At 69.1% G+C, this 25,792-nt stretch carries 29 protein-coding genes and 1 pseudogene; 15 read left to right on the top strand and 15 right to left on the bottom strand.

Annotated elements, in window-relative coordinates:
- Positions 1–2: 2 nt before the first annotated feature.
- A complete protein-coding gene (locus SACGLDRAFT_RS07350; protein WP_005463169.1) occupies positions 3–368 on the bottom strand; it encodes a nucleotide pyrophosphohydrolase in 366 nt (121 codons plus the stop codon).
- A gap of 36 nt (positions 369–404) precedes the next feature.
- Positions 405–2,270 (bottom strand): DUF2075 domain-containing protein, encoded by a 1,866-nt coding sequence (locus SACGLDRAFT_RS07355; RefSeq protein WP_005463170.1) that lies wholly within the window; start codon positions 2,268–2,270, stop codon positions 405–407.
- Positions 2,271–2,750: 480 nt separating this feature from the next.
- Here SACGLDRAFT_RS07355 and SACGLDRAFT_RS07360 point away from each other — a divergent pair, with 480 nt between their 5' ends.
- Positions 2,751–3,392 carry a hypothetical protein gene (locus SACGLDRAFT_RS07360; RefSeq protein WP_005463171.1) on the top strand — a complete coding sequence of 214 codons (642 nt, stop codon included), beginning with the start codon at positions 2,751–2,753 and terminating at the stop codon, positions 3,390–3,392.
- Between the two features lie 129 nt (positions 3,393–3,521).
- Here SACGLDRAFT_RS07360 and SACGLDRAFT_RS07365 read toward each other — a convergent pair whose 3' ends face one another.
- Positions 3,522–4,061 (bottom strand): hypothetical protein, encoded by a 540-nt coding sequence (locus SACGLDRAFT_RS07365; RefSeq protein WP_005463173.1) that lies wholly within the window; start codon positions 4,059–4,061, stop codon positions 3,522–3,524.
- A gap of 85 nt (positions 4,062–4,146) precedes the next feature.
- On the opposite strand from SACGLDRAFT_RS07365, the gene SACGLDRAFT_RS07370 reads away from it, so the two are divergent.
- Genes SACGLDRAFT_RS07370 through SACGLDRAFT_RS07380 form a run of 3 tightly spaced genes read left to right on the top strand, consistent with a single transcriptional unit; the run spans position 4,147 to position 5,595 of the window.
- Entirely contained in the window at positions 4,147–4,482 is a 336-nt protein-coding gene (locus SACGLDRAFT_RS07370) for a type VII secretion target (protein ID WP_232284093.1), read from the top strand.
- A 2-nt stretch (positions 4,483–4,484) separates the two neighbouring features.
- The gene (locus SACGLDRAFT_RS07375) at positions 4,485–5,204 is read left to right on the top strand and encodes a WXG100 family type VII secretion target (protein ID WP_005463175.1); all 720 of its coding nucleotides are present in this window, start codon (positions 4,485–4,487) and stop codon (positions 5,202–5,204) included.
- A 1-nt stretch (position 5,205) separates the two neighbouring features.
- The gene (locus SACGLDRAFT_RS07380) at positions 5,206–5,595 is read left to right on the top strand and encodes a hypothetical protein (protein ID WP_005463176.1); all 390 of its coding nucleotides are present in this window, start codon (positions 5,206–5,208) and stop codon (positions 5,593–5,595) included.
- A gap of 51 nt (positions 5,596–5,646) precedes the next feature.
- Here SACGLDRAFT_RS07380 and SACGLDRAFT_RS07385 read toward each other — a convergent pair whose 3' ends face one another.
- Genes SACGLDRAFT_RS07385 through SACGLDRAFT_RS07400 form a run of 4 tightly spaced genes read right to left on the bottom strand, consistent with a single transcriptional unit; the run spans position 5,647 to position 9,870 of the window.
- A complete protein-coding gene (locus SACGLDRAFT_RS07385) occupies positions 5,647–7,044 on the bottom strand; it encodes an MmgE/PrpD family protein (RefSeq protein ID WP_005463185.1) in 1,398 nt (465 codons plus the stop codon).
- Positions 7,041–7,862, bottom strand: coding sequence for a cyclase family protein (locus SACGLDRAFT_RS07390; RefSeq protein WP_005463187.1), 822 nt, complete (start codon positions 7,860–7,862; stop codon positions 7,041–7,043). Before SACGLDRAFT_RS07390 ends, SACGLDRAFT_RS07385 begins: the two co-directional genes overlap by 4 nt.
- On the bottom strand, positions 7,862–8,686 hold the full coding sequence (locus tag SACGLDRAFT_RS07395; protein ID WP_005463188.1) for an HpcH/HpaI aldolase/citrate lyase family protein: 825 nt from the start codon (positions 8,684–8,686) through the stop codon (positions 7,862–7,864). Before SACGLDRAFT_RS07395 ends, SACGLDRAFT_RS07390 begins: the two co-directional genes overlap by 1 nt.
- The gene (locus SACGLDRAFT_RS07400) at positions 8,683–9,870 is read right to left on the bottom strand and encodes a CaiB/BaiF CoA transferase family protein (protein WP_040918727.1); all 1,188 of its coding nucleotides are present in this window, start codon (positions 9,868–9,870) and stop codon (positions 8,683–8,685) included. Before SACGLDRAFT_RS07400 ends, SACGLDRAFT_RS07395 begins: the two co-directional genes overlap by 4 nt.
- Before the next feature lie 209 nt (positions 9,871–10,079).
- Here SACGLDRAFT_RS07400 and SACGLDRAFT_RS07405 point away from each other — a divergent pair, with 209 nt between their 5' ends.
- The 10 genes and pseudogenes from SACGLDRAFT_RS07405 to SACGLDRAFT_RS07445 all read left to right on the top strand — a co-directional run bounded on the left by SACGLDRAFT_RS07405 (position 10,080) and on the right by SACGLDRAFT_RS07445 (position 19,608).
- The gene (locus SACGLDRAFT_RS07405; RefSeq protein WP_005463190.1) at positions 10,080–11,321 is read left to right on the top strand and encodes an ABC transporter substrate-binding protein; all 1,242 of its coding nucleotides are present in this window, start codon (positions 10,080–10,082) and stop codon (positions 11,319–11,321) included.
- The gene (locus SACGLDRAFT_RS07410) at positions 11,321–12,328 is read left to right on the top strand and encodes a branched-chain amino acid ABC transporter permease (RefSeq protein ID WP_005463191.1); all 1,008 of its coding nucleotides are present in this window, start codon (positions 11,321–11,323) and stop codon (positions 12,326–12,328) included. Before SACGLDRAFT_RS07405 ends, SACGLDRAFT_RS07410 begins: the two co-directional genes overlap by 1 nt.
- The gene (locus SACGLDRAFT_RS07415) at positions 12,325–13,383 is read left to right on the top strand and encodes a branched-chain amino acid ABC transporter permease (RefSeq protein ID WP_005463192.1); all 1,059 of its coding nucleotides are present in this window, start codon (positions 12,325–12,327) and stop codon (positions 13,381–13,383) included. The genes SACGLDRAFT_RS07410 and SACGLDRAFT_RS07415 overlap by 4 nt, the downstream gene beginning before the upstream one ends.
- Positions 13,380–13,724: pseudogene (locus tag SACGLDRAFT_RS22665) on the top strand (ATP-binding cassette domain-containing protein); the annotation flags it as partial. The gene SACGLDRAFT_RS07415 and the pseudogene SACGLDRAFT_RS22665, both read left to right, overlap by 4 nt.
- Before the next feature lie 106 nt (positions 13,725–13,830).
- A complete protein-coding gene (locus SACGLDRAFT_RS22670; RefSeq protein ID WP_232284094.1) occupies positions 13,831–14,064 on the top strand; it encodes an ABC transporter ATP-binding protein C-terminal domain-containing protein in 234 nt (77 codons plus the stop codon).
- Positions 14,051–14,752: an ABC transporter ATP-binding protein gene (locus SACGLDRAFT_RS07425; protein ID WP_005463194.1), complete on the top strand. Its 702-nt coding sequence runs from the start codon at positions 14,051–14,053 to the stop codon at positions 14,750–14,752. The genes SACGLDRAFT_RS22670 and SACGLDRAFT_RS07425 overlap by 14 nt, the downstream gene beginning before the upstream one ends.
- Complete coding sequence (locus SACGLDRAFT_RS22915) at positions 14,749–16,125, top strand: MmgE/PrpD family protein (RefSeq protein WP_005463196.1); 1,377 nt, start codon at positions 14,749–14,751, stop codon at positions 16,123–16,125. The genes SACGLDRAFT_RS07425 and SACGLDRAFT_RS22915 overlap by 4 nt, the downstream gene beginning before the upstream one ends.
- On the top strand, positions 16,107–16,748 hold the full coding sequence (locus SACGLDRAFT_RS07435) for an aspartate/glutamate racemase family protein (RefSeq protein WP_005463206.1): 642 nt from the start codon (positions 16,107–16,109) through the stop codon (positions 16,746–16,748). Before SACGLDRAFT_RS22915 ends, SACGLDRAFT_RS07435 begins: the two co-directional genes overlap by 19 nt.
- Complete coding sequence (locus tag SACGLDRAFT_RS07440) at positions 16,745–18,127, top strand: FAD-dependent oxidoreductase (protein ID WP_005463208.1); 1,383 nt, start codon at positions 16,745–16,747, stop codon at positions 18,125–18,127. The genes SACGLDRAFT_RS07435 and SACGLDRAFT_RS07440 overlap by 4 nt, the downstream gene beginning before the upstream one ends.
- An 11-nt stretch (positions 18,128–18,138) precedes the next feature.
- Complete coding sequence (locus SACGLDRAFT_RS07445) at positions 18,139–19,608, top strand: dihydroorotase (protein ID WP_005463210.1); 1,470 nt, start codon at positions 18,139–18,141, stop codon at positions 19,606–19,608.
- A 67-nt stretch (positions 19,609–19,675) separates the two neighbouring features.
- Here the strand turns inward: SACGLDRAFT_RS07445 and SACGLDRAFT_RS07450 are convergent, their stop codons facing one another.
- The 3 genes from SACGLDRAFT_RS07450 to SACGLDRAFT_RS07460 all read right to left on the bottom strand — a co-directional run bounded on the left by SACGLDRAFT_RS07450 (position 19,676) and on the right by SACGLDRAFT_RS07460 (position 22,682).
- Positions 19,676–20,461, bottom strand: a complete 786-nt coding sequence (locus SACGLDRAFT_RS07450) for an IclR family transcriptional regulator (protein WP_005463211.1) — start codon at positions 20,459–20,461, stop codon at positions 19,676–19,678.
- A 170-nt stretch (positions 20,462–20,631) separates the two neighbouring features.
- The gene (locus SACGLDRAFT_RS07455) at positions 20,632–21,867 is read right to left on the bottom strand and encodes a PP2C family protein-serine/threonine phosphatase (RefSeq protein WP_232284096.1); all 1,236 of its coding nucleotides are present in this window, start codon (positions 21,865–21,867) and stop codon (positions 20,632–20,634) included.
- Positions 21,868–21,941: 74 nt separating this feature from the next.
- Positions 21,942–22,682, bottom strand: coding sequence for a hypothetical protein (locus SACGLDRAFT_RS07460; protein WP_005463215.1), 741 nt, complete (start codon positions 22,680–22,682; stop codon positions 21,942–21,944).
- Positions 22,683–22,867: 185 nt separating this feature from the next.
- On the opposite strand from SACGLDRAFT_RS07460, the gene SACGLDRAFT_RS07465 reads away from it, so the two are divergent.
- Positions 22,868–23,767, top strand: coding sequence for an NAD-dependent protein deacetylase (locus tag SACGLDRAFT_RS07465; protein ID WP_005463217.1), 900 nt, complete (start codon positions 22,868–22,870; stop codon positions 23,765–23,767).
- 4 nt (positions 23,768–23,771) lie between these two features.
- Here SACGLDRAFT_RS07465 and SACGLDRAFT_RS07470 read toward each other — a convergent pair whose 3' ends face one another.
- The 5 genes from SACGLDRAFT_RS07470 to SACGLDRAFT_RS23070 form a co-directional block, all read right to left on the bottom strand.
- Entirely contained in the window at positions 23,772–24,230 is a 459-nt protein-coding gene (locus SACGLDRAFT_RS07470) for an SRPBCC family protein (protein ID WP_005463219.1), read from the bottom strand.
- A gap of 121 nt (positions 24,231–24,351) precedes the next feature.
- On the bottom strand, positions 24,352–24,813 hold the full coding sequence (locus SACGLDRAFT_RS07475; protein WP_005463221.1) for an NUDIX domain-containing protein: 462 nt from the start codon (positions 24,811–24,813) through the stop codon (positions 24,352–24,354).
- 72 nt (positions 24,814–24,885) lie between these two features.
- Complete coding sequence (locus tag SACGLDRAFT_RS23065) at positions 24,886–25,377, bottom strand: dTMP kinase (protein ID WP_157608775.1); 492 nt, start codon at positions 25,375–25,377, stop codon at positions 24,886–24,888.
- Positions 25,326–25,532 (bottom strand): hypothetical protein, encoded by a 207-nt coding sequence (locus SACGLDRAFT_RS22270; protein WP_157608777.1) that lies wholly within the window; start codon positions 25,530–25,532, stop codon positions 25,326–25,328. The genes SACGLDRAFT_RS23065 and SACGLDRAFT_RS22270 overlap by 52 nt, the downstream gene beginning before the upstream one ends.
- A complete protein-coding gene (locus SACGLDRAFT_RS23070) occupies positions 25,529–25,735 on the bottom strand; it encodes a hypothetical protein (RefSeq protein WP_005463223.1) in 207 nt (68 codons plus the stop codon). Before SACGLDRAFT_RS23070 ends, SACGLDRAFT_RS22270 begins: the two co-directional genes overlap by 4 nt.
- Positions 25,736–25,792: the final 57 nt, after the last annotated feature.

A 25,792-nucleotide genomic window follows, 5' to 3' on the forward strand; every position in this document is an offset into this window, starting at 1 on the left:
CGTCACGCCCCCTCGGAGGGGAGTTGGTCGTACTTGTCGGCGCGTCCCCGAGCCAGCTCCACCGGATATTTCGCTTCGTTGAGCCGGAGTTTCTCCTCCGACGCCGCCAACAGGTCGACGCCGAGCACATCGGCCAGACGCACCAGATAGGCCAGCACGTCGGCGAGTTCGTGCCGAACCTGCTCGGCGGTGCGCGGGTCGGCCATGACGGCACGGGACTGCTCGGGGGTCAGCCACTGAAAGATCTCCACCAGCTCCCCGACCTCGCCCACGAGGGCCATGGCGAGGTTCTTCGGCGTGTGGAAGCGATTCCAGTCGCGCTCGTCGGCGAAGTCACGCAGACGGCGCCGCAGGTCGGCGAACTCCATGTCGGCCCAGCCTACGGTCCGGGGAACGGGGACGACTCAACCGGTCATCTTCTCCAAAAACTCCCGGGTCTCCGGGTCCGTCGAGTACAGGCACACCCCGCTCAAGCCTCGCGTCAGCAGCACCTTGTAGGTGTTGCGGATCAGCTCGGCGAAGTGGAGTTCGTCGGCCTTCTTCACGGTGGGGTCCTTGGAGTGTTCTCGCCTGGCCACCCACTGCCCGTCGCGGCGAACGAAGTCGGGGCCGAGAATGACGCCCGCCCAGTCGTACTCGAAACCCTGGGCGGTGTAGACGCAACCGACCTGCCCGAACCCTCGCGGGTCCGAGGCCCAGTAGTACGACTCCGGTGCCTCCGGCACCCGCTTGCCGGGTTTGGCGTTCCAGGGACGCCGCCAGTCGCCGATCACCACGTCGTCGACGAGTTTCTTGCCGTCGGCGGTCGACACCGGGTCGCTCCACGGCCAGCAGTAGCCCGCGGCGAGGCGTGCCGTACCGCCGTGGCGCGCCTGTTGCGCGATCAGCCAGGACTCCAACGCCGCGGGGGACTCGGCGGTGGTGACCACGAACTCGTCGTCCGCCTCGGCGAGATGGCTCCACGGCGTCGGTGCCATGCGGTCGAGCCCGAGCAGGCGCGCCACCCAGGTGTCGTAGGCGGCCGAGCCGCCGCACCGGAACTGACCCCGCAGGTGGACGACCTCGACAGCGCAACCCTTGGCCTCGGCGGCAGCCGTGATCTCCCGCAGCGATCCCATTTCTCCGGGCCGCACCGTCTGGTGCTCGTCCAGGAGGAACACGGGAACCCACGCGGCGTCGATCAACTCGTCGATCTGACGCCTGGCACGCTCGCGGACTTCCCGCCGCGTGAACCGGTTGACGCTCGTCTCCCGGATGCGATGTGCCTCGTCGCAGACGAGCACGTCGAGATCGCGGGGTTCGGCGGTGATGTAGTCGTTGAAGTACTTGAACAAGTTCTGCACTCGGGTGCTCCCGCGCCCGGCGATCTTGCGCATGCTCCGGGTGAAGGCGGCGGAGCCGGTCGCATGATGTACGGTGCGACCGCGGCGAGCGAGGTCACCGACGAGACTGAGGGCGATGGCGCTCTTGCCGGAACCCGGACCACCCAGCACGACGACGACCGTCCTGGTGTTCGCGGTCCGCGCTTTCTCCACCGCTCGTTGCACCAGCTCGAACGCCACTTTTTGTTCGTCGAGCAGGACGAACTGCTCGCGTTCCCGGATCTCCTTCGCCGCGAGGTTGAGCAGCGGTTTCGACGGCGCGTGCGAGAAGCCGAGGAACTCGTCCGCCGCCGCCAGCGCCGCCTGTCGGGTGCCGTCGGGGTCCAGCCGAGAACGCAGTTGCCGTGCTAGCGCGGCCTTGTCGTCGAGAGTGAACAGGCGTCCGTACTCGCTCGGTTGGTATCGCGTGAGCGAGGAGACGAGCGAGGCTCGTGCGTTGTGCAGATAGGCGATCCCGCTCACGGCGTCGGGTCGCTCCGTAAGCGCCGGAGTCGAGTCGACGAGGTACTCGCAGTAGCCGCGCACCTGTTCCACGGGGTGGAGCAGGACGTCCGCGCCGTGGCCGGGCACGTGCACCAGGTCGTGGGCGACGAGCTCGGCGCGGGACCACTGCTTCAGCTCGACCAGCACATAGCTGGGCGCGCCCGTCGTGGGATGGGTGCCGCACAGAACGGCGTCGACACGTTTGGGGCTATGGGGCAGCCGGTGTTCGAGCAGCACCTCGACGTGGCCCAGACCGGCGTCGATGAGATCGGTGAGCAGGACGGGAAGGCTGCGCCGCCACGACCGGACTTCGCCGGTACCCGCACGTGCGTCGAGTTGGAAATCGGCTTGCTCCGCCAGCAGTGTGTGAAGCCGGTCGGCCTTCGCCTCGTCGAGCAGATCCACCGCACTCCTGCGGACGAGCGCCACTGTCAACCCCCACTGGGCACGCGTGAGTTACGCGCGGGTGGGGGCAGCGTCGAAGCGTGACTTCGGTGCCCGTCGGGCCGCGATCTTGCATCGTCATGGTATCGGGTGGAGGCTCCCGCTCTCGGAGGGTCTGCGGTGACGGCCGGTTGGCCCCGGCCGGGCCTCGACCGGGGGCGATGACCACCGATTGCGCCGTTGCTCGGAAAGCATTAATCCGTATCCGAAAGGCTGATCTTGTCGGGCGGCGATGATAGAATTACGAGCGTAGGCAGGCAGTTCGGCACCGCGCACGTATCGTTCGATTTCGAGGGCTGTTCAGGTCGGCGGCAGTACTCGACGGTCTGGGGGTTTCGGGTCGCATTTCGACTGGGGGCGGAATTGGTCGTGGTGTGTCTTGTTCCCCGCGTGATTCGGTCGTTCGTGGTGCTTTCGTGACGGCGAACGGAGCTGGTTTCGGTGACTACCACTGCCCGTACCGTGTTCATCGGTGGACTCCAGTGGCTGGACTACGTCCACGCCGGTCCCCGCAAGGCCATGTCGATAGTGGCGGAGCAGAAGCGCCGTTATCTCGATCCCGAACGCCCCGCCTGGTCGGCGTACGGACCATTGCTGGCGGCTTTCCGGCGGGCGTTGAACTCGCCCGATCGGAAGAGTGAATTGGAAAAAGTCATCGAACAGGTCTCGGGCAAGGGAGATTGGCGGGCCGCCGCCTATCGGGACGCCTCCGAAGGATTCCTTTCCCTGATTCCCAAGCGGGCCACCGGAATACATGTCACTGATGCCACCTGGTCGGAAGGAAATCTGCGTATCGTATTTCGTCACCTGCTCGGGGTGTGCTTGCACGACAGAGCGGACACGCGGTGGCTGGTGCTTCCCTACTGCAAGGGTGAGGCGCTCAATCAGGACAGCGCCGACATCGTGCTGCAGATGATGGAGTCGTTCGCCGAGCTCGTCCTGCCGGGCTCCCGGCCCATCGTGCTCGACACCCGGCACGCCACCCGCTACAAACTGCGCGCGAACGCCAACCGCGACAACATCGACGCCTGCGTGCGGGGGCTCGCCCTGGCCTACGAACGGCAGTGGTTCCTCACGGCCTGAACCGGGCCGGCCCCCTCCCGAATCCCGAAATGCTCGTCGAGCATCGCACCGCCTTCCGGTGCGGTGCTCGACGAGGAGCCGAGTCGTTACCGGCCTTCCCGCGACGTGCGGCGGCCTTTGCCCGTGTTCTCAGTGGCGGGGAAGTTCGGCGCGGAAAGCGGAACTGGGGTTGCTGACGAGCACCGCGCCGCCCTCCGGCGCCGTCACCGCGCCGATCACGCGGGACATGCCGGCCCTGGAGAACGGGAAAGCCGACAGCACCACCAGCACGAACCCGGCCATCGCCACCCCCGCCAGCGCCGGCACCGAGCCCTTCTCGGCCAGCAACCCGACCACGAGGGAGCCGACGAACAGCAGCAGACCGCCGCCGAACATGACCGCGGCGACCCCGAGCCACCGGGCTCGCGTGCGCGTGCAGACGTCACACAGCGGCCATCCCTTGACCCGGGTGACTCGAACCTTGCGGGCGTGTTGCTCCAGGCGCTCCGCCATACCGAGCACTCCGAGGCCGCCGACACGGCGCGTGCGACTGCCTTCGAGGCGCACCTTGGACTGCAGCGTGAAATCGGCGCGCTTCACCGCCGGCCTGCCGTGGCGCGAGCAATGTGAGGGAAGGGCTCCTTGCTCCACCAGATTCGCCGCGATTTCGATGATCTCGGACTCGGGCATGTGGGATCCTTTCCGGGCAAGTCGATCCCCAAGACCTGGAGCAAGCTTATCCGGGCAGTAGGGCGCGCGGTCGTGTCACCGCGCGGTGACCACGGAGGAGAAGGTGCCCGACGGCTTCAAAGCGAATCCCAAGAGTATCGAGAAGTTCGCTGAGCGCATCGATGAACTGAAGACCGACGCCAAGGCGGCGCAGACCTACGCCGAGGACCACCTGAACCTCGACGGCGAGGACTCGCGGATGTACGTGACGGCCGCGAACGCGGCGAAGGAAGCCAGTGACTTCCTCAGCCGGAACTACCAAAGGCTCGCGGAGATCGTCGAGGCGGCGGCGTCCGAGCTGGACAAAGCCGCGGCCATGTACCACGAGACCGAGCAGGAGAAAGCCGCGCGTCTCGATGCCACCTACTCGACGGAAGGCTGAACATGCCCGAATCCCCTGCGTCCAAGCTCGTCGATCCCACCGCCTCCGATCCCATCCCGGACCTGCTGGAGAACGTCATCGGGATCAGCCAGTACATCAGCGTCTCGTACTGGGTCGGGCAGGCCATCGACCTCGTCTTCGACGTGAACCCCTTCTCGTGGGTCGCGGAACAGTTCGCCGGCGACTGGGAGAAAGTGCAGAAAGCCGGTGTCGCGATGGAGAAGCTGGGTGAGTTCCACGCCGCCTTCGCCGACGTCATCACGAGTGAGCTGAAAACCGTCTCCGCCGACTGGCAGGGCAACGCCTTCGAGGCGGCGAACAACTACTTCAGCGAATTCGCGAAGACGATCGAGGACCAGCAGCAGACCTTGGCCCAGATGGGCAAGGAGTTCAAGCAGACGGCGATCGGCATGTACGAGACGGCGAACTCCATCAAGTCGTTCCTCGAAATGCTGATGGACCTGCTCATCGCCATCGGCTTGGAACTGGCGGCGGCCGCCGCCAGCAGCTGGACCGTCGTCGGGCCCATCCTCTCCGGGGCCGCCGCGGCCGCGACGATCAGCAAGGCACTGGGGGTGTGGGGCGACATCCTCCAGGCGCACACGATCGCTTGGAACGCGGTTCAGGGACTCGTCGGTCTGACGGCGGGTTACCTCAGCACCCTGGGCGACATCGACAAGCACGCGTTGCCGGAAGACAACTACGACCACCCCGGAGTGTGACATGGCCAAGCCGGAACCGGAGCCGATGCTCGACATCGCCCGTGGTGACGCGGCGCTTTCGCGTCATCTCAAGAACTCGCTGACGTTGTTGCGCGACAAGGTGCCCGACCCCGAGTTCCGTGCCCTGGTCGACGACATCCTCACGGGGCGCAGGAGCCTCCGGGACACCTTCACCTCGCCGGCCTTCGCGCGGGCGCTGGACCCGCTGGTGGACCAGGCCGTGCAGCACTACCGCGGCATGTCCGAGGAGGAACGCGAGGAACTCGCCAGGACGGGCGAGCAGCAGTTCGAGCAACTGCGACAAGACGAGACGAAGCGGGCCACGGCGCGCCGCCGCCGGGACGCCGACGAGGACGACGAGGACTTCAGCGACCGGAACTGGCTTCGCTAGCCACGGGCCGGTCGAGCACCACACCGTGCTCGACCGGCTTCCGCGCCGTCGTCACAGCAGCCGCGTCAACTCCGTCACCGTTGGCAGCTCGGTGAGTCCGTAGGTCAGCTCGGTGATGCGGTCCGCCCGTTCCTCCGACAACACACGGGTGGCGTTGAGGCGGAACTTCGTGGCGAGCTCGTCGGCCGACAGCGGGTTGCCGCTGCCGCCCCGGTTCTCCTCCACGCGTTCCTCCAGCTGAGTCCCGTCGCGCAGGCGTGCGCGCAACACGGCGGGGAACTGGTGCGGGAAGATCTCGTCGCACCGCTCGTCGGGCACGCACGTCACCTTCGCCGCCAACGCCAGCCGTTCGGGATCGGCGGCGGCCTCGTCGGTGAAGTCCTCGTGGAAGACACCCAGACCACCGCCGCCCAGCAGCGCCGCCGCGACCGTGTAGGGGCCGGAGAAGGCCGCGTGGTAGCCCGACTTGGGCTTGATCTTGTCCTCGCGCGGTTCCCCGATGGTGCGCAACACGGCCGTGGGCGCCCCGAGTTCGAGTGCCTCGATATCGGCCGGGCCCACCCCACGCTTCCGCAGTCTCAAGGCCGCGTCGATCCCGGCGTGGGTGAAGTGGTTGCACGGATACGGCTTGAAGAAGATCCCCGGCAACTCCCAGCGTTCCCCGAGCCCGTCGGTGATCGCGCCGAGGTCCACCTGGTCACCGCAGAACGCCTGCAGCAGCCCGAACCGGCCTTCCAACACGGTGGGCGGCCCGGTGATGCCGGTGCGGGCGAGCCCGGCGGCGGTCACCGCGGCGTGCGCGGCCCAGCCGCAGTGCACGCGTTTCACGGTGCCGCCCGTGCGGTTCGCCTCCAACAGGCCCGAGCCCATGCTCGCCGCGATGCCCACGGCGTCGGCGATGCGCTCGGAGTCCATATCGGACAACATGGCGGCGGCGACGGCCCCACCCAGCGCGCCGCAGATCGCGGTGGCGTGTAAGCCGCGTTCGAAGAACACCGAGTTCCCGAGCCGGCGGTCGTAGCCCGCCATGCCCACGCGCACGGCGACCTCGACGCCGACACCGATGGCGTCCAACAGCCGAGCACCGGAGGCACCACGGGCCTCCGCCACCGCCAGCGCGGCGGGCACGACCGACGCCGACGGGTGCAGTACCGAGGGCAGGTGGGTGTCGTCGAAGTCCAGCGAGTGCGCCAGGGTGCCGTTGAGCAACGCCGCACTGGGCTCGGGAAGCCGGGTGCCCGTGCCGATGCCGGTGGCCCGGCCCTCACCACCCCACTCGCGCACGAGTTCCCCCACCGCCGCCGCGGGTGGCTGGGCCGTGGCCGCCAGGCTGTTGCCCAGCACGTCGAGCACGCGGCGGGCCGCGTCGGCACGGAGTTCGTCGGGCAGACCACCGCGGCGTACCTCGTCGGCCAGGTCGGCGAGGCGCCGCACCAACGCCGTGCTCATGCGCTCACCGCCGCCAGCGGCCGGATCGGCGAGCCGGTGCCGCCGGTGATGCGCAGCGGGGCCAGCAGGAAGACGAACTCCCGCACGCCCTGCTCCGCCACGTCCTCCAGGTTCAGGTGTTCCATGATGAAGATGCCCGACTCCACCAACAGGACCCGGTGCACGGGCAGCACCGCGTGCCCGGCGCCCGCGGGAATCCGCTCGTAAGCCGTGGTGTCGGCCCCGGTGGCGACGACGCGGCGCTCGGCGAGCCAGCGCGCGGCCTCCACGGTCACGCCCGGCACCCCGGTCTCCTTGCCCAGGTACGCCGTCGGGTCGCCGAAGTTGCGCGCCCAGCCGGTGCGCACCAGCGCCACGTCCCCCTCACCCGGCTCCGCGCCCGCCAGCTGTGCCGCGGCTTCGAGGTCGGCCACGGTCACGCCGTAGCCCGGATCGAGTGTGGCGACGCCGTGCACGGCGGCGACGTCGAGCAGCACCCCGCGCCGCAGCAACCCCGGCAGGTTCTCCGCGCCGTGGGTCGAGAACGTGCCGCCCCGTTGGGCTTGCGCGGCGTCGACGTCGCCGTGGAGTTTGCCGTCGTGGCTGACGTGCGAGAGGGCGTCGATGTGGGTGCCCACGTGGCCGCCGGTGACGATGATCTCGTTGGCGGCGGAGCCGCCGTCGGGGCGCATCATGTCGCCGTGCCGGCGGATGAGGGTCATCCGGAAACCGGGGTGGTTGGGCGAGCACGGCATCCCCGTGAAGAAGGGCTGCCCCAGCTCGAACAACCGCACTCCACCGGAGACGGCGGCCAGCAGGGGGTCTTGCGTGCGTGTCATCAGTTCCGGCCTTTCTCGCCGTCGGCGATCGCCACGAGCCAGCGCGCCCGCTCCACGATCGCCTTGTCCACGAAACGTCCTGTGTGGTCGACGAAGACCGCGTCGTCGCTTTCGCTGATCCGCTCCAGCACCGAGCGGGCCCACGCGGTCTCGTCGGGATCGGGCGCACATGCCTCGTGCACCACGGGAATCTGCGCCGGGTGGATCACCGAGCGCCCGAAGAACCCGCGCCGCCGCGCCGCGAGGGTGTCGCGCCGCAGCCCGTCGAGGTCCTTCACCGCCGTCCACACGCTCTGCACCGGGCTCGGCAACCCGGCCGCACGGGCGGCGACGACGACGCGCGACCGGGGCCAGGCCAGTACCTCGTCACCCGTGGCGCGCAGGTCCGCCGACAGGTCGGCCTCACCCAGCGAGATGCCGCCGACCAACGGGTGCGCGGTGGCCAGGGCCCACGCGTTCTCCACGCCGAGGGCCGACTCGATGAGGGGCACGACCGGAACCCCGAGGGTGTCGGCCACACGACGCACGTCGTCGGCGTCCTCGCACTTCGGCACCCGAACCCCGGCCGGGGCCGCCGAGGCGGCGGCGAGTGCACGGAGGTCGGCGGCCCCGGCCGGGCTCTCCGGGTCGTTGATGCGCACGTAGACCGAGTGGCCTTCGGTGAGGACGTCGACAACGGTGCGGCGGGCTTCGTCCTTGTTCCGCGGCGCCACCGCGTCCTCCAGGTCGAGGACCACCGCGTCGGCCTCGCCGGCGAGTGCCTTGCGGACCCGGTCGGGCCGGTCGGCGGGCACGTACAACCAGCTTCGGTGAGGAGGGATCACCGGATCACGCCCTTCTGCCGCAGCTGGGCGAACTCGTCCTCGGTGACCCCGTAGCGGCTGAGGACCTCCTCGGTGTGCGCGCCGAGCGGGGCACCGGTCGACCGGATCTCACCCGGTGTCTCGGAGAGCCGGAAGATCACGTTCTGCATCCGGACCCGACCGAGTTCCTCGTCGGGCAGGGAGGCGATGCTGCCCAGCGCCCGGAACTGGGGGTCGGCCATGACGTCGGCGGCGGTGTAGATCGGGGCGACGGCGGCCTGCGCCTCCTCGAACGCCTTGATCACCTCGTCGCGGTCGCGTTGGGCGATCCAGGACCCGACGGCCTCGTCGAGTTCGTCGGCGTGCTTCGCGCGTTCGGCGCCCGAGGAGAACCACGGCTCGTCGATGAACTCGGGCCTGCCCACCAGGCGCATCACGCGTTCGGCGATGGACTGGGCGCTGGTGGAGATCGCCACCCAGCTCCCGTCGCGCGTGCGGTAGGTGTTGCGGGGCGCGTTGTTGTGCGAGCGGTTGCCGGTGCGTTCCTGCAGGGTGCCGAGCTGGTCGTAGGTGATGATCTGCGGCCCGAGCACGGTGAGGATCGGCTCGATGATGGCGAGGTCCACCACCTGGCCCCGGCCGGTCCGCTCGCGGGCCCGCAACGCGGTCATCACGGCGAACGACGTGGCGAGCGCGGCGATGCCGTCGGCGAGGCCGAACGGCGGCAACGTCGGCGGCCCGTCGGGTTCGCCGGTGATGGCCGCGAACCCGCTCATGGCCTCGGCGAGCGTGCCGAACCCCGGACGCTTCGCATAGGGGCCGATCTGGCCGAACCCGGTCACCCGCGCGAGCACCAGCCCCGGGTTGATCTTGCTGAGTTCGTCGTAGCCGAGCCCCCAGCGTTCCAGCGTGCCCGGCCGGAAGTTCTCGATGACGACGTCGGCGTCGGCGACCATCCGCTTGAAGATCTCCTGGCCCTCGGGAGCTCCGAGATACAGCGTGACGGCCTTCTTGCCTCGACCGATCATCTTCCACCACAGGCCCACGCCGTCACGGTGCGCGCCGTGGCTGCGCACCGGATCGCCCTTCGGGTGCTCGATCTTGATGACCTCGGCGCCGAAGTCCGCGAGCATCGTCGCGGCAAGTGGGCCGGCGAACAGCGTCGCCGTGTCGAGAACCCGGAGCCCGGACAAAGCCCCCGTCATAGGGCGCACCTGCCTTTCTCCTTTGTTTCGGCGAGGGGAACACGGATAAACAGCATGTTTCCGTGATCTCCTCGGCGCTGGTCATCAAGTTCCCACTGTTCCGGCCAATGAGTCAAGTGCGCTGGAGTTGTTGACTGCCGGTGCGGCGGATGTCACGATGGCTCATCACTTCACCACTGTTCCTCCGAGAGAAACGCAAGCGAGGTCCGATGAAGGCTCGCAGACTTCTCGCCGTGCTCGGGGCGTGCGCGTTGTTCGCGACGGCAGGATGTGGCGGTTCGGCACCGTCCGGAGCGGCCGGTGCGGCCGGCGCCAGGGACGAGGGCCCGGTCAAGATCGGCGCCTTGCATCCGGTCAGCGGCTCCTACGCCGTCGACGGATTGCAGATGCGCCGTGGAGCCGAGCTCGCGGTCGAAGCCATCAACGCCGGCGGGGGGATCGCGTCGCTGGGCGGCCGCGAGGTCGAACTCGTCACCGGCGACACCCAGGGCAAGGTCCAGGTCGGGCAGAGCGAGGCGCAGCGCCTGATCTCCGAGGGCGCGGTCGGCCTCGTCGGCACCTACCAGAGCGCGGTGAGCACCAATGTCGCGGTCGTGGCCGAACGCAACGAGGTGCCGTTCGTCATGGACGTCACCGCCGCGGACGAGATCTTCGACCACGGCTACCGGTACTCGTTCCGGGTGCAGCCGGGAAGCACGGCCATCGCCACATCGGCGGCGCGCTACCTCGACGAGGTCTCGCGTGAGCACGGCAAACCCGTCGAGAAGGTGGCGTTTCTGCACGAACAGACCGACTTCGGCACCGCGGCGGCCGAGGCGTTCACCGCGGCGGCCCGCGAGCGGGGCATCGAGGTGGGCCCGGTCATCAGCTACGACGCCACCACCGCCTCCGACTTCACCGCCCAGGTGACCCAGGTGAAGGCCTCGGGCGCCGACGTGCTCGCCGTCGCGGGCTACTACGGCGACAGCCTGCTGATCGCCCGAGCGATCGCCTCGGTGAAACCGGACCTCGACGCGGTGTGGGGCGTGTCGAACGGCGCGTTCGACCAACCCACGTTCGTCACCGACATGGGCGCGAACAGCGAGCTGTACTTCAACACGAACTACCACTACGACGCGAACAACCCGAAGACCCGCGCGCTCCGCGAGGAGTACCAGCGCCGCTACGGCGCCCCCATGCGCACGGGCGCGGTGCTCGCCTACGACGCCGTGCAGGTGATCGCCGAGGCGGTCGAGAAGGCGGGCAGCACCGACCCGGCCAAGGTGCGCGACGCCATCGCCGAGTCCCAAGTGGACCCGCTGACGGTCAGCGACGGCCCGATCCGGTTCGACGAGCGCGGGGACAACCGCAACGCCGTACCGGTGCTGACGCAGGTGCGCGACGGCCGCGTGACCCAGGTCTACCCGCCGGAGAAGGCCGAAACCGAACCGCGATACGAGGTGGCGTGGTGATGACCGAGGCGACGGAGACCACACGGGCGCAGACCCGCCCGCGCGAGAAGACCTCGGACGGCACCGCGGCGACGGTGCGGCGAGCCGGTGTCGTCGGGCTCGTGGTGATCGCGGCGATCGCGTTCGCACTGATGCGCTCGGGCAGCGGACTCGTGGTGTGGCAGTCGGTGGTCACCGGACTGCTCATGGGCGGACTCTACGGCCTGATCGCCATGGGACTCACGCTCATCTTCGGGGTCCTCGACATCGTGAACTTCGCCCACGGCGCGTTGCTGGCGGTCGCGATGTTCCTCGCGTTCGGACTCGTGCGGGCCACGGGGGCGCACCCCTACCTGGCGTTGCTCGTCGCGGTTCCCGCGTTGTTCGCCCTCGGCGCCATCGTGCATCGCACGCTGTTGTCGGGCTCGGGCGGGGGCTCGCTGGAGAACCAACTCCTCATCACGTTGGGTTTGTCGCTGTTGCTGGAAAACGGGCTGCTGTTCTTCTTCGGCGCCGAGCCCAAGAGCATCGCGCTTCCGGCCGAAGGCAGCGTGTCGCTGTTCGGGGCCGTGATCTCCGGCGGCAGGCTCTACGCGTTCCTGGGAGCACTGCTGCTGGGCGCGCTGCTGTACTGGCTGCTGCAGCGCACGTCGTTCGGCACCGCCATCCGCGCCGTCGCCGCCAACGGCACGGGCGCCGAACTCGTCGGCATCAACGTGCGCCGCGTCCACACGCTGACCTTCGCCATCGGCACCGCCTGCGCCGGAGCCGCGGCGGTCCTGGCGGCGCCACTGCTGTCCATCACCCCGACCCTGGGCGCGCAGTTCAACATCACGGCGTTTGTTGTGGTGGTCCTCGGCGGCATGGGCAACGTCGTGGGCGCGCTCGTCGGCGGCTTGTTGATCGGGCTGGTCGAACAGCTCACCACCATCTACCTCGGCGGACAGAGCTCCCTGCTCGGGGTGTTCGTGGTGTTCGTCGTGGTGCTGTTCCTCCGGCCGCAGGGACTGTTCGGGAGGCGCGCATGACCACGAGTGTCACCGCGACGACACGGTCGGACGCCCCACCGGGCGGCTCGACGAAGACCCCGCCACTGCGCCCGGAGTACCGGCACCTCGCCGTGCTGGCCGTGCTGGTGGTCGTGGCGATCCCACTGCCCCTGCTGCTGCCCCCGGCACTGGGCGCCGTGGCGGTCCGCATCCTGATCTTCCTCATCATGGCGGTCGGCTGGAACATCATGAGCGGTTTCGGCGGGATGTTCAGCTTCGGCCATGCCGCCTACTTCGGACTCGGCGCGTACACCAGCGCGTACCTGCTCGTGGAGCACGGTGCCTCACCGTGGGTGGGCATGCTCGCCGGCATGGCGGTCGCGGCGTTCGTGGCCGTGGTCATCGGCTACTTCTCCTTCCGTTACAAGCTCCAGGGCGCCTACTTCGCGTTGGCGACGTTCGCGTTCGCCGAGATGCTGCGACTGATCGCCACCAGCAGCGACGTCGTCAACGCGGCCATGGGCTACCAGGTGCCGCTGATCCAGGAGTCGTCGCTGTGGCTGCTGCAGTTCCCCGCGGACTCGCCCGCCTACTTCTGGGTCGCGCTGGTGTTGGCCGGTGCCGCGGTGGCCGTCAGCATCGTCTTCCTGCACTCCCGCACCGGCCGCTATGTCACCGCCGTCCGGGACGACGAACTCGCGGCCGCCTCGCTGGGCACCCCCGTGATGCGGTGCAAACTCGTCACGGTGGCGCTGTCGGCGGCCATCACCGCCGTGGCCGGGGCCTTCTACACGCAGTACTACCTGTTCATCAACCCCGAGCTGGCGTTCGGCTCGGCGGTGTCTATCGAGGCCATCGTGCCCGTGGTGATCGGCGGCATCGGAACGATCTGGGGCCCGGTGGTCGGAGCGATCATCGTCGGCTCGTTGAGCGACGTCACCGCGACCCTGCTGCGCACCCCGCCCGAGTTCCTGTCCTTCCTCCAGGGCCGTAGCGGACTCGACGTGATGCTGTACGCGGTGCTGCTGATCCTCATCGTCCGGTTCCTGCCCAAGGGCATCGTCGGAACACTGCTCGCGAGGAGGCGCCGATGACCATTCTCGACATCGCGGGAGCCGGAATCTCCTTCCGCGGCCTGCGCGCCTTGTCCGATGTGGACATTTCGGTGGAACGGGGCGAGGTCCTCGGCATCATCGGCCCCAACGGCGCGGGAAAGACGACGTTGTTCAACGTGATCTGCGGGGCACTGCGACCCGACACCGGGCACGTGGTGTTCGACGGCCGCGACATCACGGGACACTCGCCCGACCGCATCGCCCGTGCCGGACTGGTGCGCACGTTCCAGCTCATGCGGCCGTTCGCCAGCATGACCGTGGTGGACAACGTCGCGCTCGCCGCGCAGCACCGCCGGACGTCACGCCGGCGACTGCGCGAGTGGGCCGCCGAGGTCGTCGACCGCGTCGGACTCGGACCGTGGGCCCACCGGCTCGCCACCGAACTGCCCACGGCGGGCCTGAAACGACTGAGTCCTCGCCGGACTGGTGCCCTCCGAACGCGAGCCGGTGCTGGAGCTGTTGGGCCTGCTGCGGGAACGCGACGGCGTGACGCTGCTGTTCATCGAACACATCATGGCCGCGGTGATGCGCTTGTCCGACCGCGTGCTCGTGCTCGACCAGGGCCGCGTGCTGACCACCGGCTCACCCGAGGACGTCACCAGCGATCCCCGTGTCATCGACGCCTATCTCGGTGAGGAGCCCACGCATGCTGACGCTTGAGAAGGTGTGCGCCGGATATGGCCGGATGCGCATCCTGCACGAGATCGACTTGCACCTCGGCGAGGGCGAGATCGTGGCACTGGTCGGTGCGAACGGCGCGGGCAAGACCACGACCTTGCGCACCATCTGCGGGCAACTGCGCCCGATGTCGGGGCGGCTGATCTTCAACGGCACTTCCGTCGCGGGACGCCGGTCCGACCAACTCGTCCGGGACGGTCTCGTGCACGTCCCCGAGGACCGGGCCCTGTTCGGCACGCTCACCGTCGAGGAGAACCTGCGGATGGGCGCCTGGACCCGCCCGGCGGGGGAGATCGAGGCCCGCATGCGTGAGGTCTTCGACCTTTTCCCCGTGCTGGCCGAACGACGGAACCAGATCGCACAGACCTTCAGCGGCGGACAACAGCAGATGCTGGCCATCGGGCGAGCGCTCATGGCCGCGCCGAAATTGCTCTTGCTCGACGAACCCTCCACGGGACTGTCACCGAAGTTGACCTGGCACATGTTGGACGCCGTCCGACGCATTCGCGACACCGGGGTGTCGGTGCTGCTGGTGGAACAAAACGCCCGGCAGGCCCTCGGGATCGCCGATCGCGCCTACGTCCTGGAAAGCGGCGCGACGGTGCTGGAGGGCACGGGAAGGCAACTGTCCGAGGACAGCCGAGTCCGAAAGGCATACCTGGGGCTATGACGGGGGAGAACGCACCCGCGTGGGCGCGGGAGGCGACGGAACGACTCGGACACTGGGTGTCCACACTCGACGTTCGAGAGGTCGACGACGCCGTGCTGGAGCGGCTCGGACTCGTGTTGCTCGACACCGTCGGCGTCACCGCGCTCGGCGCGGCACTCGACGAGCATCGCGCGCTCCGCGCCGCCTGGGACCCGCCACCGGGACCGGCCCCGCTCGTCGGCGCGGGCCGCTGCACGACGGTGGACGCCGCCGCCTGGCTCAACGCGACCGCCCTCGTGTCCCTGGAACTCGACGAGGGCAACAAGTACGCCAAGGGACACCCCGCCGCGCACGGCTTCCCGGCGGTGCTCGCCCTGGCGGCCCAACGCGACAGCAGCGGCGCCGACACCGCGGCCGCACTGCTGGCCGCTTACGAGGTCGCGGCCCGCTTCGGACGCGCCACCCGGCTCGCCCCCGGTGCGCACCCGCACGGAAGCTGGGGTGTCACCGGGGCGGCGGCGGGCTGTGCCCGGCTGCTCGGACTCGGGCCACGCGAGTGCGCCGCGGCCATCGACACGGCCGCCGGAATGCCGATCGCCGGGCACTTCGACTCCGCCCTCGACGGCAACGTGGTGCGCGACGCCTGGATCGGCGCGTCCAACACCTCCGGACTCGCCGCCGCACGCCTGGCCGCGGCCGGCGTCGCCCGCAACACCGGCACGGCCGCACTGTCGCTGGGCACACTACTCGGCGAGTTCGACGCCGACGAGCTGACCGCCGACCTCGCCGAGACGTGGCAGCTCACCCGCGGCTACCTGAAACGACACGCCTCCTGCTCGTTCACCCACCCCGCCGCCGACGCCGTACTCCAACTCCGCGCCCACGGCGAGATCCACGACGTCCGGGTGGAGATCCACGTCCTCGGCGCCGGACTGGCGAGAACCGAGTGGGACAACCGCCTCTCGGCGATGTTCTCCATCCCCTTCGTCGTGGCGGTCGCGGCACTCACCGGCGAGGTCGGCCCGGCGGCGTACGCGCCGGAAGCCCTGACCGACGAACGGGTGCGGGCATTGGCCCGCCGCGTGCGCGTCGTGGCCGCCGACGACTTGACCGCACGCCTGCCCGACGAACGGGCCGTTCGGGTCACCGCGCGTTACGCCGACGGCACCAGCCACACCGTCGAGGTGCCGAACCCGATCGGCGACGCCGACCACCACCCGCTGACCGAGGACGACGTCGTGGCGCTGCTCGCGGCGTGGCTTCCCGAACGGTCCCCAGTCCCGGAACACGCGGTGCGGCTGGCCCACGACCTGCCCGCACTGCCACGGACCGGCGAGGCGTTACGCGCGCTCGCCGGAGACGAGGAGGTGCCCGAGTGCGTGCCCTCGCGGTGACGCCGATTCATCTGCCGGAGTCCGAGATCGCTCGACGCCAAGCCCGCTACGACCGCCTCGCGCCGCCCGGCCTGCGGATCGAGCTGCGCGACGTCGGACCCGCGGCACCACCCGCACTCGACGCCACCGAGGACGTGCGGGCGTCGGAACGCGAGGTCGCCGCGACCCTGGCCGAGGCCGACGAGAGCTACGACGTCGTGTTCCCCGACTGCGTGCTCGACCCCGGCGTGCCCGACCGGGCCTCCTCCGGCCGACCGCGCGTGCACGGGCTGCTGAAGCTCGCCGCCGGACACCTCGCGGCGTCGGGGGAGCGGTTCGGGGCGGTCGTGCGGAACGAGGCCATCGCCACGGAACTGGAGAAACGCTTGAAGAACTACGGGCTCGGCGACTACGTTGCCGGGATCGCCGTGCTCGACCTGCCGTTCGAGGCTATCGCGGACACGGCGGCGTGGAACGCCGCGCTCGCACGAGCGGTGGGCGGCCTCGCACGATCCGGCGCCGATGCCGTGCTCAACGGGTGCTCGGCCGTCGACGTCGAGCCCGGTGCACTGCCCGCGCGAGTCGTGGACCCCACGGCCCTGGCCTTGCGCCTGCTGACCGTCGAGCACGGGAGTCACCGATGAGCGGCTTCGTAGGTCCGGACCTGCTCGTCGCGGGCGCCGGAGGAGGGCTCGCCGGGGCCCTGCGCGCCGCCGAACGGGGACTCTCCGTGGTCGTGGTCGAGGCCAGTCCGCACTTCCGGCGAGGCAACAACACCTCGATGTCCACGGCCATGTTTCCCGGCGCGGGGTCGCGCTGGCAGGCCGAGGCGGGCATCGACGACTCACCCGAGCGCTTCGTCGCCGACATCATGGCCAAGACCTCCCGCCAAGCCGACGCGCGGCTGGCCCGCACCCTCGCCGAGGTGAGCGCGCCGCTGGTGGAGTGGCTGGCCGACTCGGTGGGCCTGCCACTGTCGCTGGTGACCGACTTCAACTATCCCGGTCACGCCGTGCCGCGCTGCCACTCGATTCCCGGCCGCCACGGCTCGCGCGTGGTGGACCACCTGGTGCGCGAGGTCGACCAGCACCCGAACATCGACCTGCTCACCCCCGCGAAGCTGGTGGCGGTGCGCACCGACGACACCGGGGCGGTGCGCGCGGGCGTGGTGCGCTACCCGGACGGCGTCGAGGAGGAGATCCCCACCGGGGCCGTGCTGCTGGCCACCAACGGTTTCGGCGCGAACCGCGACCTCGTCGCCCGCCATCTGCCCGAGATCGCCGACGCGCACTACCAGGGCAGCGACCAGTCGCTGGGCGACGCTCTGCGCATCGGCACCGAACTGGGGGCGGCGACGGGATTCCTCGACGCCTACCAGGGACACGGTGCCGTCTCACCCGTCGCGGGCACGCTCGTGGGCTGGGCGACGATCATCCACGGCGGGGTGCTGGTCGACCGCACCGGCCGCCGCTTCGGCGACGAGACCCGAGGTTATTCGGAATACGCCGCCGAACTCGCCGCTCGCCCCGGAGCCACCGGATGGATCGTGCTCGACGAGACCATCCACCGGCAGTGCCTGCCGTTTCAGGACTACCGCGACACCGTGTCCTCCGGCGCGCTCGTGTGGGCCGACGACGTCGCCGCTCTCGCCGCGGCGCTGGAGGTCCCGGCCGACGCCCTGGCCGCCGAGTTGCGACGGTCCGCGGAGGCGGCGCGGGGCGAGCGTGACGATGAGTTCGGGCGCACTCACTGGGAACGACCACTGCGGCCGCCGTTCGCGGCGGTGCGGGTGGTGCCCGCTCTCTTCCACACCCAGGGCGGACTGCTCGTCGACGAGCACGCCGCCGTGGTGGACCTCGACGACCGGCCGATCCCCGGTCTCTACGCGGCGGGGGGAGCGGCGGCCGGGATCTCCGGCCACGGCGCCGCGGGCTATCTGCCGGGCAACGGACTACTGCCCGCCTTCGGGCTGGCATACCTGGCCGCCGATCACGTGGCGAGCAAGGTGAGAACGCACGAGTGAGGAGTAAGAGCATGGCCACGACGGAACTACTGATCACCAACGTGCGGGTGGTGCGTCCGGATGCCCCGGAGGGCACCGAACCCCAGCTCACCGACATCGCCGTCAACGACGGTGTGATCGCGCGCATCGCCCCGAACCTCGATCGCGCCGACGCGGCGAAGGTGGTCGACGGCCGTGGATTGCTGGCATTCCCCGGCGTCGTCGACGCGCACCAGCACTGGGGCATCTACAACGAGCTGTCCACCGACGCGCGCACCGAGAGCCGCGCCTCGGCGCAGGGCGGTGTCACGACCGCGCTGACCTACATGCGCACCGGACAGTACTACCTGAACAAGGGCGGCTCCTACCGCGAGTTCTTCCCGGAGGTGCTGTCCGCCACCGATGGCAACGCCCACGTGGACTACGCCTTCCACCTCGCGCCGATGATGGCCCGGCACATCGACGAGATCCCGTACCTCATCGAGGAACACGGCGTCACGTCGTTCAAGATCTTCATGTTCTACGGCAGCCACGGCCTGCACGGGCGGTCGTCCAGCCAGAGCGACTTCCTCATGATCCCGCCGGACGAGCGCTACGACCTCGCGCACTTCGAGTTCGTCATGCGCGGCGTGCAGCGGGCGCGTGAGGTGCTCACCGAGTACGCGCCGTACGTGTCGCTGTCGCTGCACTGCGAGACCGCCGAGATCATGACGGCGTACACGAAACTCGTCGAGCGGGACGACTCCCTGTCCGGCCTCCGCGCCTACAGCGCCTCCCGACCCCCGCACTCCGAGGGCCTCGCCGTCACCATCGCGTCCTATCTGGCCCACGAGACGGGACTGCCGAACATCAACCTGCTCCACCTGTCGTCGGAGAAGGCACTCGATGCGGCGCTGCGGATGCAGTTGACGTTCCCGCAGGTGGACTTCCGGCGCGAGGTCACCATCGGACACCTGCTGGCCGATGTGGACACCGCCAGCGGCATCGGTGGCAAGGTGAACCCGCCGTTGCGGGAACGCGACGACGTGGAGGCGTTGTGGCGGCACGTGCTGGCCGGTGAGGTCGACTGGATCGTCAGCGACCACGCCTGCTGCCGGGACGAGCTGAAGTTCGGCGCCGACCGCGAGGACGTGTTCCTCGCCAAGTCGGGATTCGGCGGCGCCGAGTACCTCCTTCCCGGCTTGGTCGGGGAGGGCACCAAGCGGGGCCTGTCACTGCAACGCATCGCGCAGTTGACGGCGTGGAACCCCGCCCAGCGTTACGGCCTTCGCCGCAAGGGCACCATCGCCGAGGGCTACGACGCCGACATCGCGCTGGTCGACCCGGAGGCGCGGTGGACCGTGCGGGCGGCGGAGTCGGAGTCGACCCAGGAGTACTCGCCGTTCGAGGGGTTCGAGATGACGGCGAAGGTCACTGACACCTTCGTGCGGGGCCACCACGTGTTCGCCGATGGCAAGGTGGTCGGCGACCCGGTGGGCCGCTACGTGCGTCGCGGCCGGTGACGCTGAGGTCGGGGGCACCGGCCGTCGCGGTGCCCCCGAGCGGACCCGACGCTTCCCACGGGGCCGGTCACGACTTCCGCAGCCAGCCCCAATGCTGTTGGATCTCCTTCGCCGCGTCGCGGATCAGCGTGCGATACCGCTCGATCAGGTCCGGGGTGAACCGGTACTCCGGACCGCAGATGCTGATGGCGCCGTGGATCTCGCCGTCGGGGCCGAACAACGGCGCCGCCACCGAGCCCGCCCCGCTCTGCCGCTCCCCGAGCGACACGGCGACGCCCTCCCTCGCGATCTGCGCGAGCTGCTCACGGAGCTCGTCGTGCGAGGTGATGGTGCGGTCGGTGAGCGCGGGGAGTTCGCCGGCCAGGACGGCGTCGCGGCGATCCTCGGGAAGACAGGCCAGGATGACCTTGCCGGACGACCCCGCGTGCAGGGGGAAGCGCCGCCCGATGTCCACGGTCATCTTGATCTCGCGCGGACTTTCGAACTGTTGCAGATACACGCGCTCGTTGCCCACGAGCCCGGACAGGGTCGTGGTCTCCCCGGTCTCCTCGCACAATCTGCGGAGCACGGGAGCGGCGGCCACGCGGGCGTCGTAGCGGCGCAGCGCGCTCGCCCCGAGCGCCACCGCCGCCGGACCGAGTCGGTAGCCGGAGACGCCGGGGTCGGTGGCGAGCAACTCACGGGAGACCAGGGACTGCAGGATGCGGTAGACGACGGCCTTGGACAGGCCCAGGGCGCGGCTGATGGCGGTGACCCCGAGATACTGGTCGCCGTCGACGAACAACAGGAGGACGTCGGCGACCCGCCCGGCTGTCTCGGTGCCGCTGTTCTCGGTAGGAAGTCGCGTCGGCACGAAGTCGATGTTCCCCTCAGTGGAACAGAAGCTGTGATGTCGCGGCTCATCGTAGCGTGTTTGGATGTCGATCGCCCGTCGAGGGGTGAGGATTGTTCCGCTGACCGGTCCGCGCTTCAGTGGGGTGGTCAGCGGTCCCGGACAACCCGCCTCGGGAGGTGAAACGTCGATCAGGTGTCGTGCCGGGGCGCCGAGGTCTCCGGGGGAAGCGTCTCCGTGGGCGGACGCCAGTCGATCATCATCAACGTCGCGTCGTCGTCGATCCGGCCCCACTGGTAGTCGAGCACCGCGTGCATCACCCGGCGCAGGGTCTCGGGTGCGGCGAGGTTGGCGGCCGAGTCCCGTTCGATGAACTCCACCAGCCGTTGGAAGCCGAACGGACGCCCCTCGTCGTCGCGGGACTCCACGATGCCGTCGGTGAAGAACAGCAGGCGATCCCCCGGTTCGAGGTGCTCCCGCCCCGTCGCCGCCGCGATGGGACGGTCGGAGATCCCGAGCGGAATCCTGGGACGGACCCGCAACTGTTTCACCGCCGAGTTGGCCCGCAGAAGCAGCGGTGGAGGATGCCCCGCCAGCACATACGTCAGCTCGCCCGTGCCGAGGTCGAGCCAACTGAGGATCGCGGTCACGTACCGGGTACCCACCGGCCGGTTCTCGATGATCAGCCGGTCCGCCGTTCCGGCCAGCTCACCCAAGTCCCGCACCCCGCCGCGCCGTGCGTTGCGGATCGCGGCGAGCGCGACCGCCGTGGTCAGCCCCGACTGCATGTCGTGGCCCACGCTGTCGAACAGCGCGCAGAACGCGTTCCGCTCGTCCACCGCGTAGTCGAACGCGTCACCGCCGACCCGCTGGTACGGTTCGAGAACCACACTGATCATGATGTCCTCGGACGCGAAGGTCAGCGGCGGCAGCAACTGCCACAGCAACTCCGCGTCCGGGGTGAAGGGCGTCGTCCGACGCGCGACGTGCAGGGCGTCGCCGTAGGCGAACTTCGAGGCGACGATGTGCCCCAACAGGTCCGCGAGCGCGATGCACCGCTCCCGGACCTCCACGTCCCACGGGCTCAGGTCGTCGGGCAACCCGAAACGCACCGCCCCGATCCGCTCCGTCCCGTCGACCATCGGCACCCACAACTCCGTGGCGGGACCACGAGTGGGAGCCCAGGTGGGTTCCTGGAGTTGGAACGCGCGGCCCGCGAGAGTGCCCTCGATCGCTATCGGAGCGCGGCCCTCGGCGGTGATGGGGGTGAGGACGCGTTGTCCGTGGTCGGCGAGATAGAGCTCAGCGGCCATCCCCAGGCGACGCATCGCGTGGTCGGCCACACGGCCGAGATCCGGCCCGGACGCCCTGTGCGTCTCACCGACGATGTCGGCCACCACGTCCCACCACGCGTTCGGCTCCACCACCTGATCCGCTTACCCACTGCGAACCGGGGGAAACGCGTTGTCTCGGCCCCACCGGCCGGGCCGAGGACGTACCCTCACCCGGAGATCCGTTGCGCCAGCGTGTCGAGCACCTGCCTCATGGCCTTCGTCGGCTGCCGGAAAACCTTCTCGACCAGGTATGTGTGCTCGTCGTCGAGGACCATTTCCGGCCGGTCGTCCTGATTCGCCCGCGCCCGGAAGACTTTGGCGGCGTTGCGTCGTCCCGTCGTGTTGGCGACCGCGATCAGGAAGGTGTAGGCGCTTGCCTGCGGACCTTTGCCGACCGACTCGGCGTTCGCCACGGCGTGTGCCCAGTAGTAGAGGGCCTCCGCGCTGCGACCGCGTCTCAGCATGGCGGTGCCGGCGAGATCGAGCAGCGCGTACTTGCGCGGGCAGCTCCGCAGCCCCTGCCCTATCAGTTCCAGCTCCCGCTTCGTGCCCCGATACACGGGCACCAACCAGCTGTACAGGGCGTCCAAGTCGGTGTAGCGGGGATCGGCGAGGAGCTCGGTGACCACCTCCGCCATCTCCGGGGAGGTCGAGCCGTCGAACTTCGCGACTTCGATGATCCGGTTCAGGGCGTATCCGTCGTTGAGGACGCGGGTCTCGGGTTCCTCCGGAAAGGTCGGGGTCAGGCACGCGGCGACGTACTCGGGGTCGTCCGCACGCAGGTCGGGGCGGCGCCAGAGTTCCAGCGGCCATCGCGGTGTTCCGGGTGGTGTGCTCCGCGTGTCCGGGGCCGAATTCGGTGCCCTTCGCGGTGTGTTCGCGCGGGAGCGCTTGAAGAAGCCGAACACGCTGTCCTCCCCAGTGATCCGGCGGCGCGGCCCGTGGTTCCCCACTCTCGGCGAGGGGCGGTCACCGCATACTGCCCCGCGTCGCCTCGAGGTTCAAGGCGAATGGCAGCAACAGGACGAGCCGGTGGGGCGGAGCTGCGCGGCGGGTTTTCGTGGCCTTGCGTCCGTACCCTGGAAGAATGCGGATGAGACCGACCCTGAGTTGGACACCGTCCGGCGTGACAGCTCCCCGCACCACGGAGCTGACCGAGATCGTGCGAGTGGTCGGCGAAGGCGGCGTCGTCGTGCTGAGCGGAGCGGGACTGTCGACCGAATCCGGCATCCCCGACTACCGCGGCGTCGACGGGACCCTTCGCCGGCACCTGCCGATGACCCACCAGGAGTTCGTCGGCAGCGAGGAGAACAGGCGCCGGTACTGGGCTCGCAGCCATCTCGGCTGGGCCGCCTTTTCCCGAGCCCGTCCCAACGCCGGCCACGAGGCGGTGGCGGCACTGCAACACGGCGGCTACCTCACCGGAGTGATCACGCAGAACGTCGACGGACTGCATCAGGCGGCGGGCGCCGAGGACGTGATCGAACTGCACGGCAACCTCGGCCGGGTGGTGTGCCTGGACTGCGGCCGGGTCAGCTCCCGCTGGGTGCTCGAACAGCGGCTGACGGAGGCGAACCCCGGCTTTCGCGCCGAGGTGACCCGCATCAACCCCGACGGCGACGTGGAGGTGCCCGAACACGTCGTGCGTGATTTCCGAGTGGTGTCGTGTTCGGCGTGCGGAACCGGGGTGTTGAAGCCGGACGTGGTGTTCTTCGGTGACAGCGTGCCGCGGTCGCGGGTCGAGGAGTGCAGGCGGCTGATCGATGCCGCGAACGCCGTGCTCGTGCTCGGCTCCTCCCTGGCCGTCATGTCCGGGCTGCGGTTCGTCCGGCAAGCCGCCGGGGCGGGCAAACCCGTGTTGATCATCAACAAGGGGGAGACCCGCGGCGATGCTCACGCTCTGGTCCGGGTCGACCGCGCGCTGGGGTCGGCGCTGACGGAGCTGACCGAACGCCTCGGCTGCCGGTGGCCTGCCGCCGAGGACACCGCGTGAGGGATCAGACGCCCGAGTCGTGTTCGCAGTGGGCCTTCAGCGAGCGCGCCTCGGTGTCCACGAATTCCCGGATGGTGCCCGCGAGGGGACGGGCGAAGAAGGCCAAGGCTCCTCGGACGGCGAAGTCGAGCGTCACGACGGTGCCCTCGTCGTCCGCTCGGAGCCGGTGCCCCGCGTCCAGCCGCAGCAAGCGCGGGCCGCTCGTCCAGGCGAAGAACTCTCCCGGCACCAGCTCCGTCACCGTCCACACGCGAGAAGGTTGTTTCGGCTGGTGCAACTCGGTCCTGCTGCCGACCCGCAACGGTCCCTCGTCCAGTCTGCGTGCCGTGGTGACGGTGGGCGTCCACGTGGGCCACGACTCCACGGCGCTGAGGACCTCCCACACCCGTTGCGGAGCCGCGTCGATCGCCACCGTCGTCGTGTATCGCATGGCTTTCCCCCGGAAGTCGTCCTTGGCCGGCATCGTGACACGTCTTTGGGCGGAAGGCCAAGCACCGCGAGGTGATGTCGGCCGGAACGGAAAGCCCGGCCCCCGAGTGGGGTGTCGAAGTTGATCTCCGTGAAGCATGCGGCTGTCGCCGAGATCAGACGTTGAGAGTGGCTGGGCGTGTCCGCTCGCTCCAACCGAGCACCGAGAAGGGGGTCCCACGGCGGTAGGCCGCGATACCGGCGGCCGGGTACTCGATGAGGTCGTCAGGCAGATGATTCAGGTCGAACCAGCCGAGATCGGAGCACTTTTCCGGCTCGCGGTTGAACGGCTCACCAATCCAGGTGGTCGTGGCGAAGAACGGGCCCAGGCGAGGTTCGGGACCCGAACCGTTGACGTGGATGGTGTGAACATGGGTGAAGTCGTCGGGATCGATCAGAACGCCGACCTCTTCTTCGGCCTCACGGGCAGCGGCGGTGAGCACGTCCTCGCCCGTGTCGAGTTTGCCGGAGGGGAGATGCCACCTGCCATCGAACGCCCCACCTCGACGCTTGGTGAGTAGCAGTTCAGTGCCACGAAGCAGCAGAACATGAACATCGATGAGATGGCGGTCGGGCACGGTCCGTCCTCGCGTTAGGGATCCGTCGTCGGTCCGGGACACCGAGGGAATGGTGCCCCGGCTGACGGCAGCTTACGCGGTGGCCCTCTGATCACGGGAGTTTTGACCGAACTCCGCGATTCGCTGTGCGATCTTCTCCATGACCTGGTGAGGCCTCTGGCTCGTGGTGTCGATGGTCAGGACGGCAGGTGTTCCGAGCCGAGACAGATAGGATGCCGCGGTCCGGTACATCTTGGCTTCCGCTTCACTAGCGCTGATTCCGCTTTGAAACCTGTCATGTGCGCCTCGGGTGGCGATGCGGGAAGCGGCCACGGCTGGGTCCGCGATGAGTAGCACAGCTAGATCGGGGCGCCTGGCTCGGCTGTTCAGAGCATCGACGAACCCAAGAGGTACACCGTCCAACTGTTGCAATGCGTAGGAAGAGGCGAGGTACCGGTCGCATACGACGACTGCTCCTTCTCGGAGGCGAGGTTTGATTTCTGTCTCCAAGTGGTGATACCGGTCGGCCGCGATCAGGCACGCAAGCGTTTCTTTCCGGTATAGATCGACGTGCTGTCGAGCCAACGTTCCCAGCGCATTCTTGTCGGCTCCGCTGTGGTATGGACGTGGTAGCCCAGGTTGCGAAGATAGGGACCAAGAAGGCGGACAGTGGTGGTTTTGCCCGCACCTGCCATGCCGTCGAGGGTGACGAAAAGACTGGGGCGGTTACCGGAGGTCATGTCGAGACCTTCCGTTCGTATTGTTCACGGCTGAGGGAAACGAGATTGCGGCGTACGTAGTTAATGGATGCTTCGGACAGCTGAATGTTGACTGAGAAGTTGAATTCGTCGCGCTCCCTCATCGCTTCTTCCTCTCCGCTACTGGTGAGATCGACAGCCGTGTAGTTGAGCAGTTGCTCGGCGGTGTAGCGACCGGTCCGCATCAATCGTGTCCGGTCAGGGGTCTCCGGATGGGGGCGATATTCGAACGCTGATGCGCG

It is taken from the genome of Saccharomonospora glauca K62 (assembly GCF_000243395.2).
Taxonomy (GTDB): domain Bacteria; phylum Actinomycetota; class Actinomycetes; order Mycobacteriales; family Pseudonocardiaceae; genus Saccharomonospora; species Saccharomonospora glauca.

Excerpts from the sequence above, each read along its gene's own strand:
- SACGLDRAFT_RS07350 (WP_005463169.1), bottom strand. The coding sequence starts at position 368 with ATGGAGTTCGCCGACCTGCGGCGCCGTCTGCGTGACTTCGCCGACGAG.
- SACGLDRAFT_RS07365 (WP_005463173.1), bottom strand. The coding sequence starts at position 4,061 with ATGCCCGAGTCCGAGATCATCGAAATCGCGGCGAATCTGGTGGAGCAA.
- SACGLDRAFT_RS07375 (WP_005463175.1), top strand. The coding sequence starts at position 4,485 with ATGCCCGAATCCCCTGCGTCCAAGCTCGTCGATCCCACCGCCTCCGAT.
- SACGLDRAFT_RS07380 (WP_005463176.1), top strand. The coding sequence starts at position 5,206 with ATGGCCAAGCCGGAACCGGAGCCGATGCTCGACATCGCCCGTGGTGAC.
- SACGLDRAFT_RS07385 (WP_005463185.1), bottom strand. The coding sequence starts at position 7,044 with ATGAGCACGGCGTTGGTGCGGCGCCTCGCCGACCTGGCCGACGAGGTA.
- SACGLDRAFT_RS07390 (WP_005463187.1), bottom strand. The coding sequence starts at position 7,862 with ATGACACGCACGCAAGACCCCCTGCTGGCCGCCGTCTCCGGTGGAGTG.
- SACGLDRAFT_RS07400 (WP_040918727.1), bottom strand. The coding sequence starts at position 9,870 with ATGACGGGGGCTTTGTCCGGGCTCCGGGTTCTCGACACGGCGACGCTG.
- SACGLDRAFT_RS07405 (WP_005463190.1), top strand. The coding sequence starts at position 10,080 with ATGAAGGCTCGCAGACTTCTCGCCGTGCTCGGGGCGTGCGCGTTGTTC.
- SACGLDRAFT_RS07410 (WP_005463191.1), top strand. The coding sequence starts at position 11,321 with ATGACCGAGGCGACGGAGACCACACGGGCGCAGACCCGCCCGCGCGAG.
- SACGLDRAFT_RS07415 (WP_005463192.1), top strand. The coding sequence starts at position 12,325 with ATGACCACGAGTGTCACCGCGACGACACGGTCGGACGCCCCACCGGGC.
- SACGLDRAFT_RS07425 (WP_005463194.1), top strand. The coding sequence starts at position 14,051 with ATGCTGACGCTTGAGAAGGTGTGCGCCGGATATGGCCGGATGCGCATC.
- SACGLDRAFT_RS22915 (WP_005463196.1), top strand. The coding sequence starts at position 14,749 with ATGACGGGGGAGAACGCACCCGCGTGGGCGCGGGAGGCGACGGAACGA.
- SACGLDRAFT_RS07440 (WP_005463208.1), top strand. The coding sequence starts at position 16,745 with ATGAGCGGCTTCGTAGGTCCGGACCTGCTCGTCGCGGGCGCCGGAGGA.
- SACGLDRAFT_RS07445 (WP_005463210.1), top strand. The coding sequence starts at position 18,139 with ATGGCCACGACGGAACTACTGATCACCAACGTGCGGGTGGTGCGTCCG.
- SACGLDRAFT_RS07465 (WP_005463217.1), top strand. The coding sequence starts at position 22,868 with ATGAGACCGACCCTGAGTTGGACACCGTCCGGCGTGACAGCTCCCCGC.
- SACGLDRAFT_RS07470 (WP_005463219.1), bottom strand. The coding sequence starts at position 24,230 with ATGCCGGCCAAGGACGACTTCCGGGGGAAAGCCATGCGATACACGACG.
- SACGLDRAFT_RS22270 (WP_157608777.1), bottom strand. The coding sequence starts at position 25,532 with ATGACCTCCGGTAACCGCCCCAGTCTTTTCGTCACCCTCGACGGCATG.
- SACGLDRAFT_RS23070 (WP_005463223.1), bottom strand. The coding sequence starts at position 25,735 with ATGCGGACCGGTCGCTACACCGCCGAGCAACTGCTCAACTACACGGCT.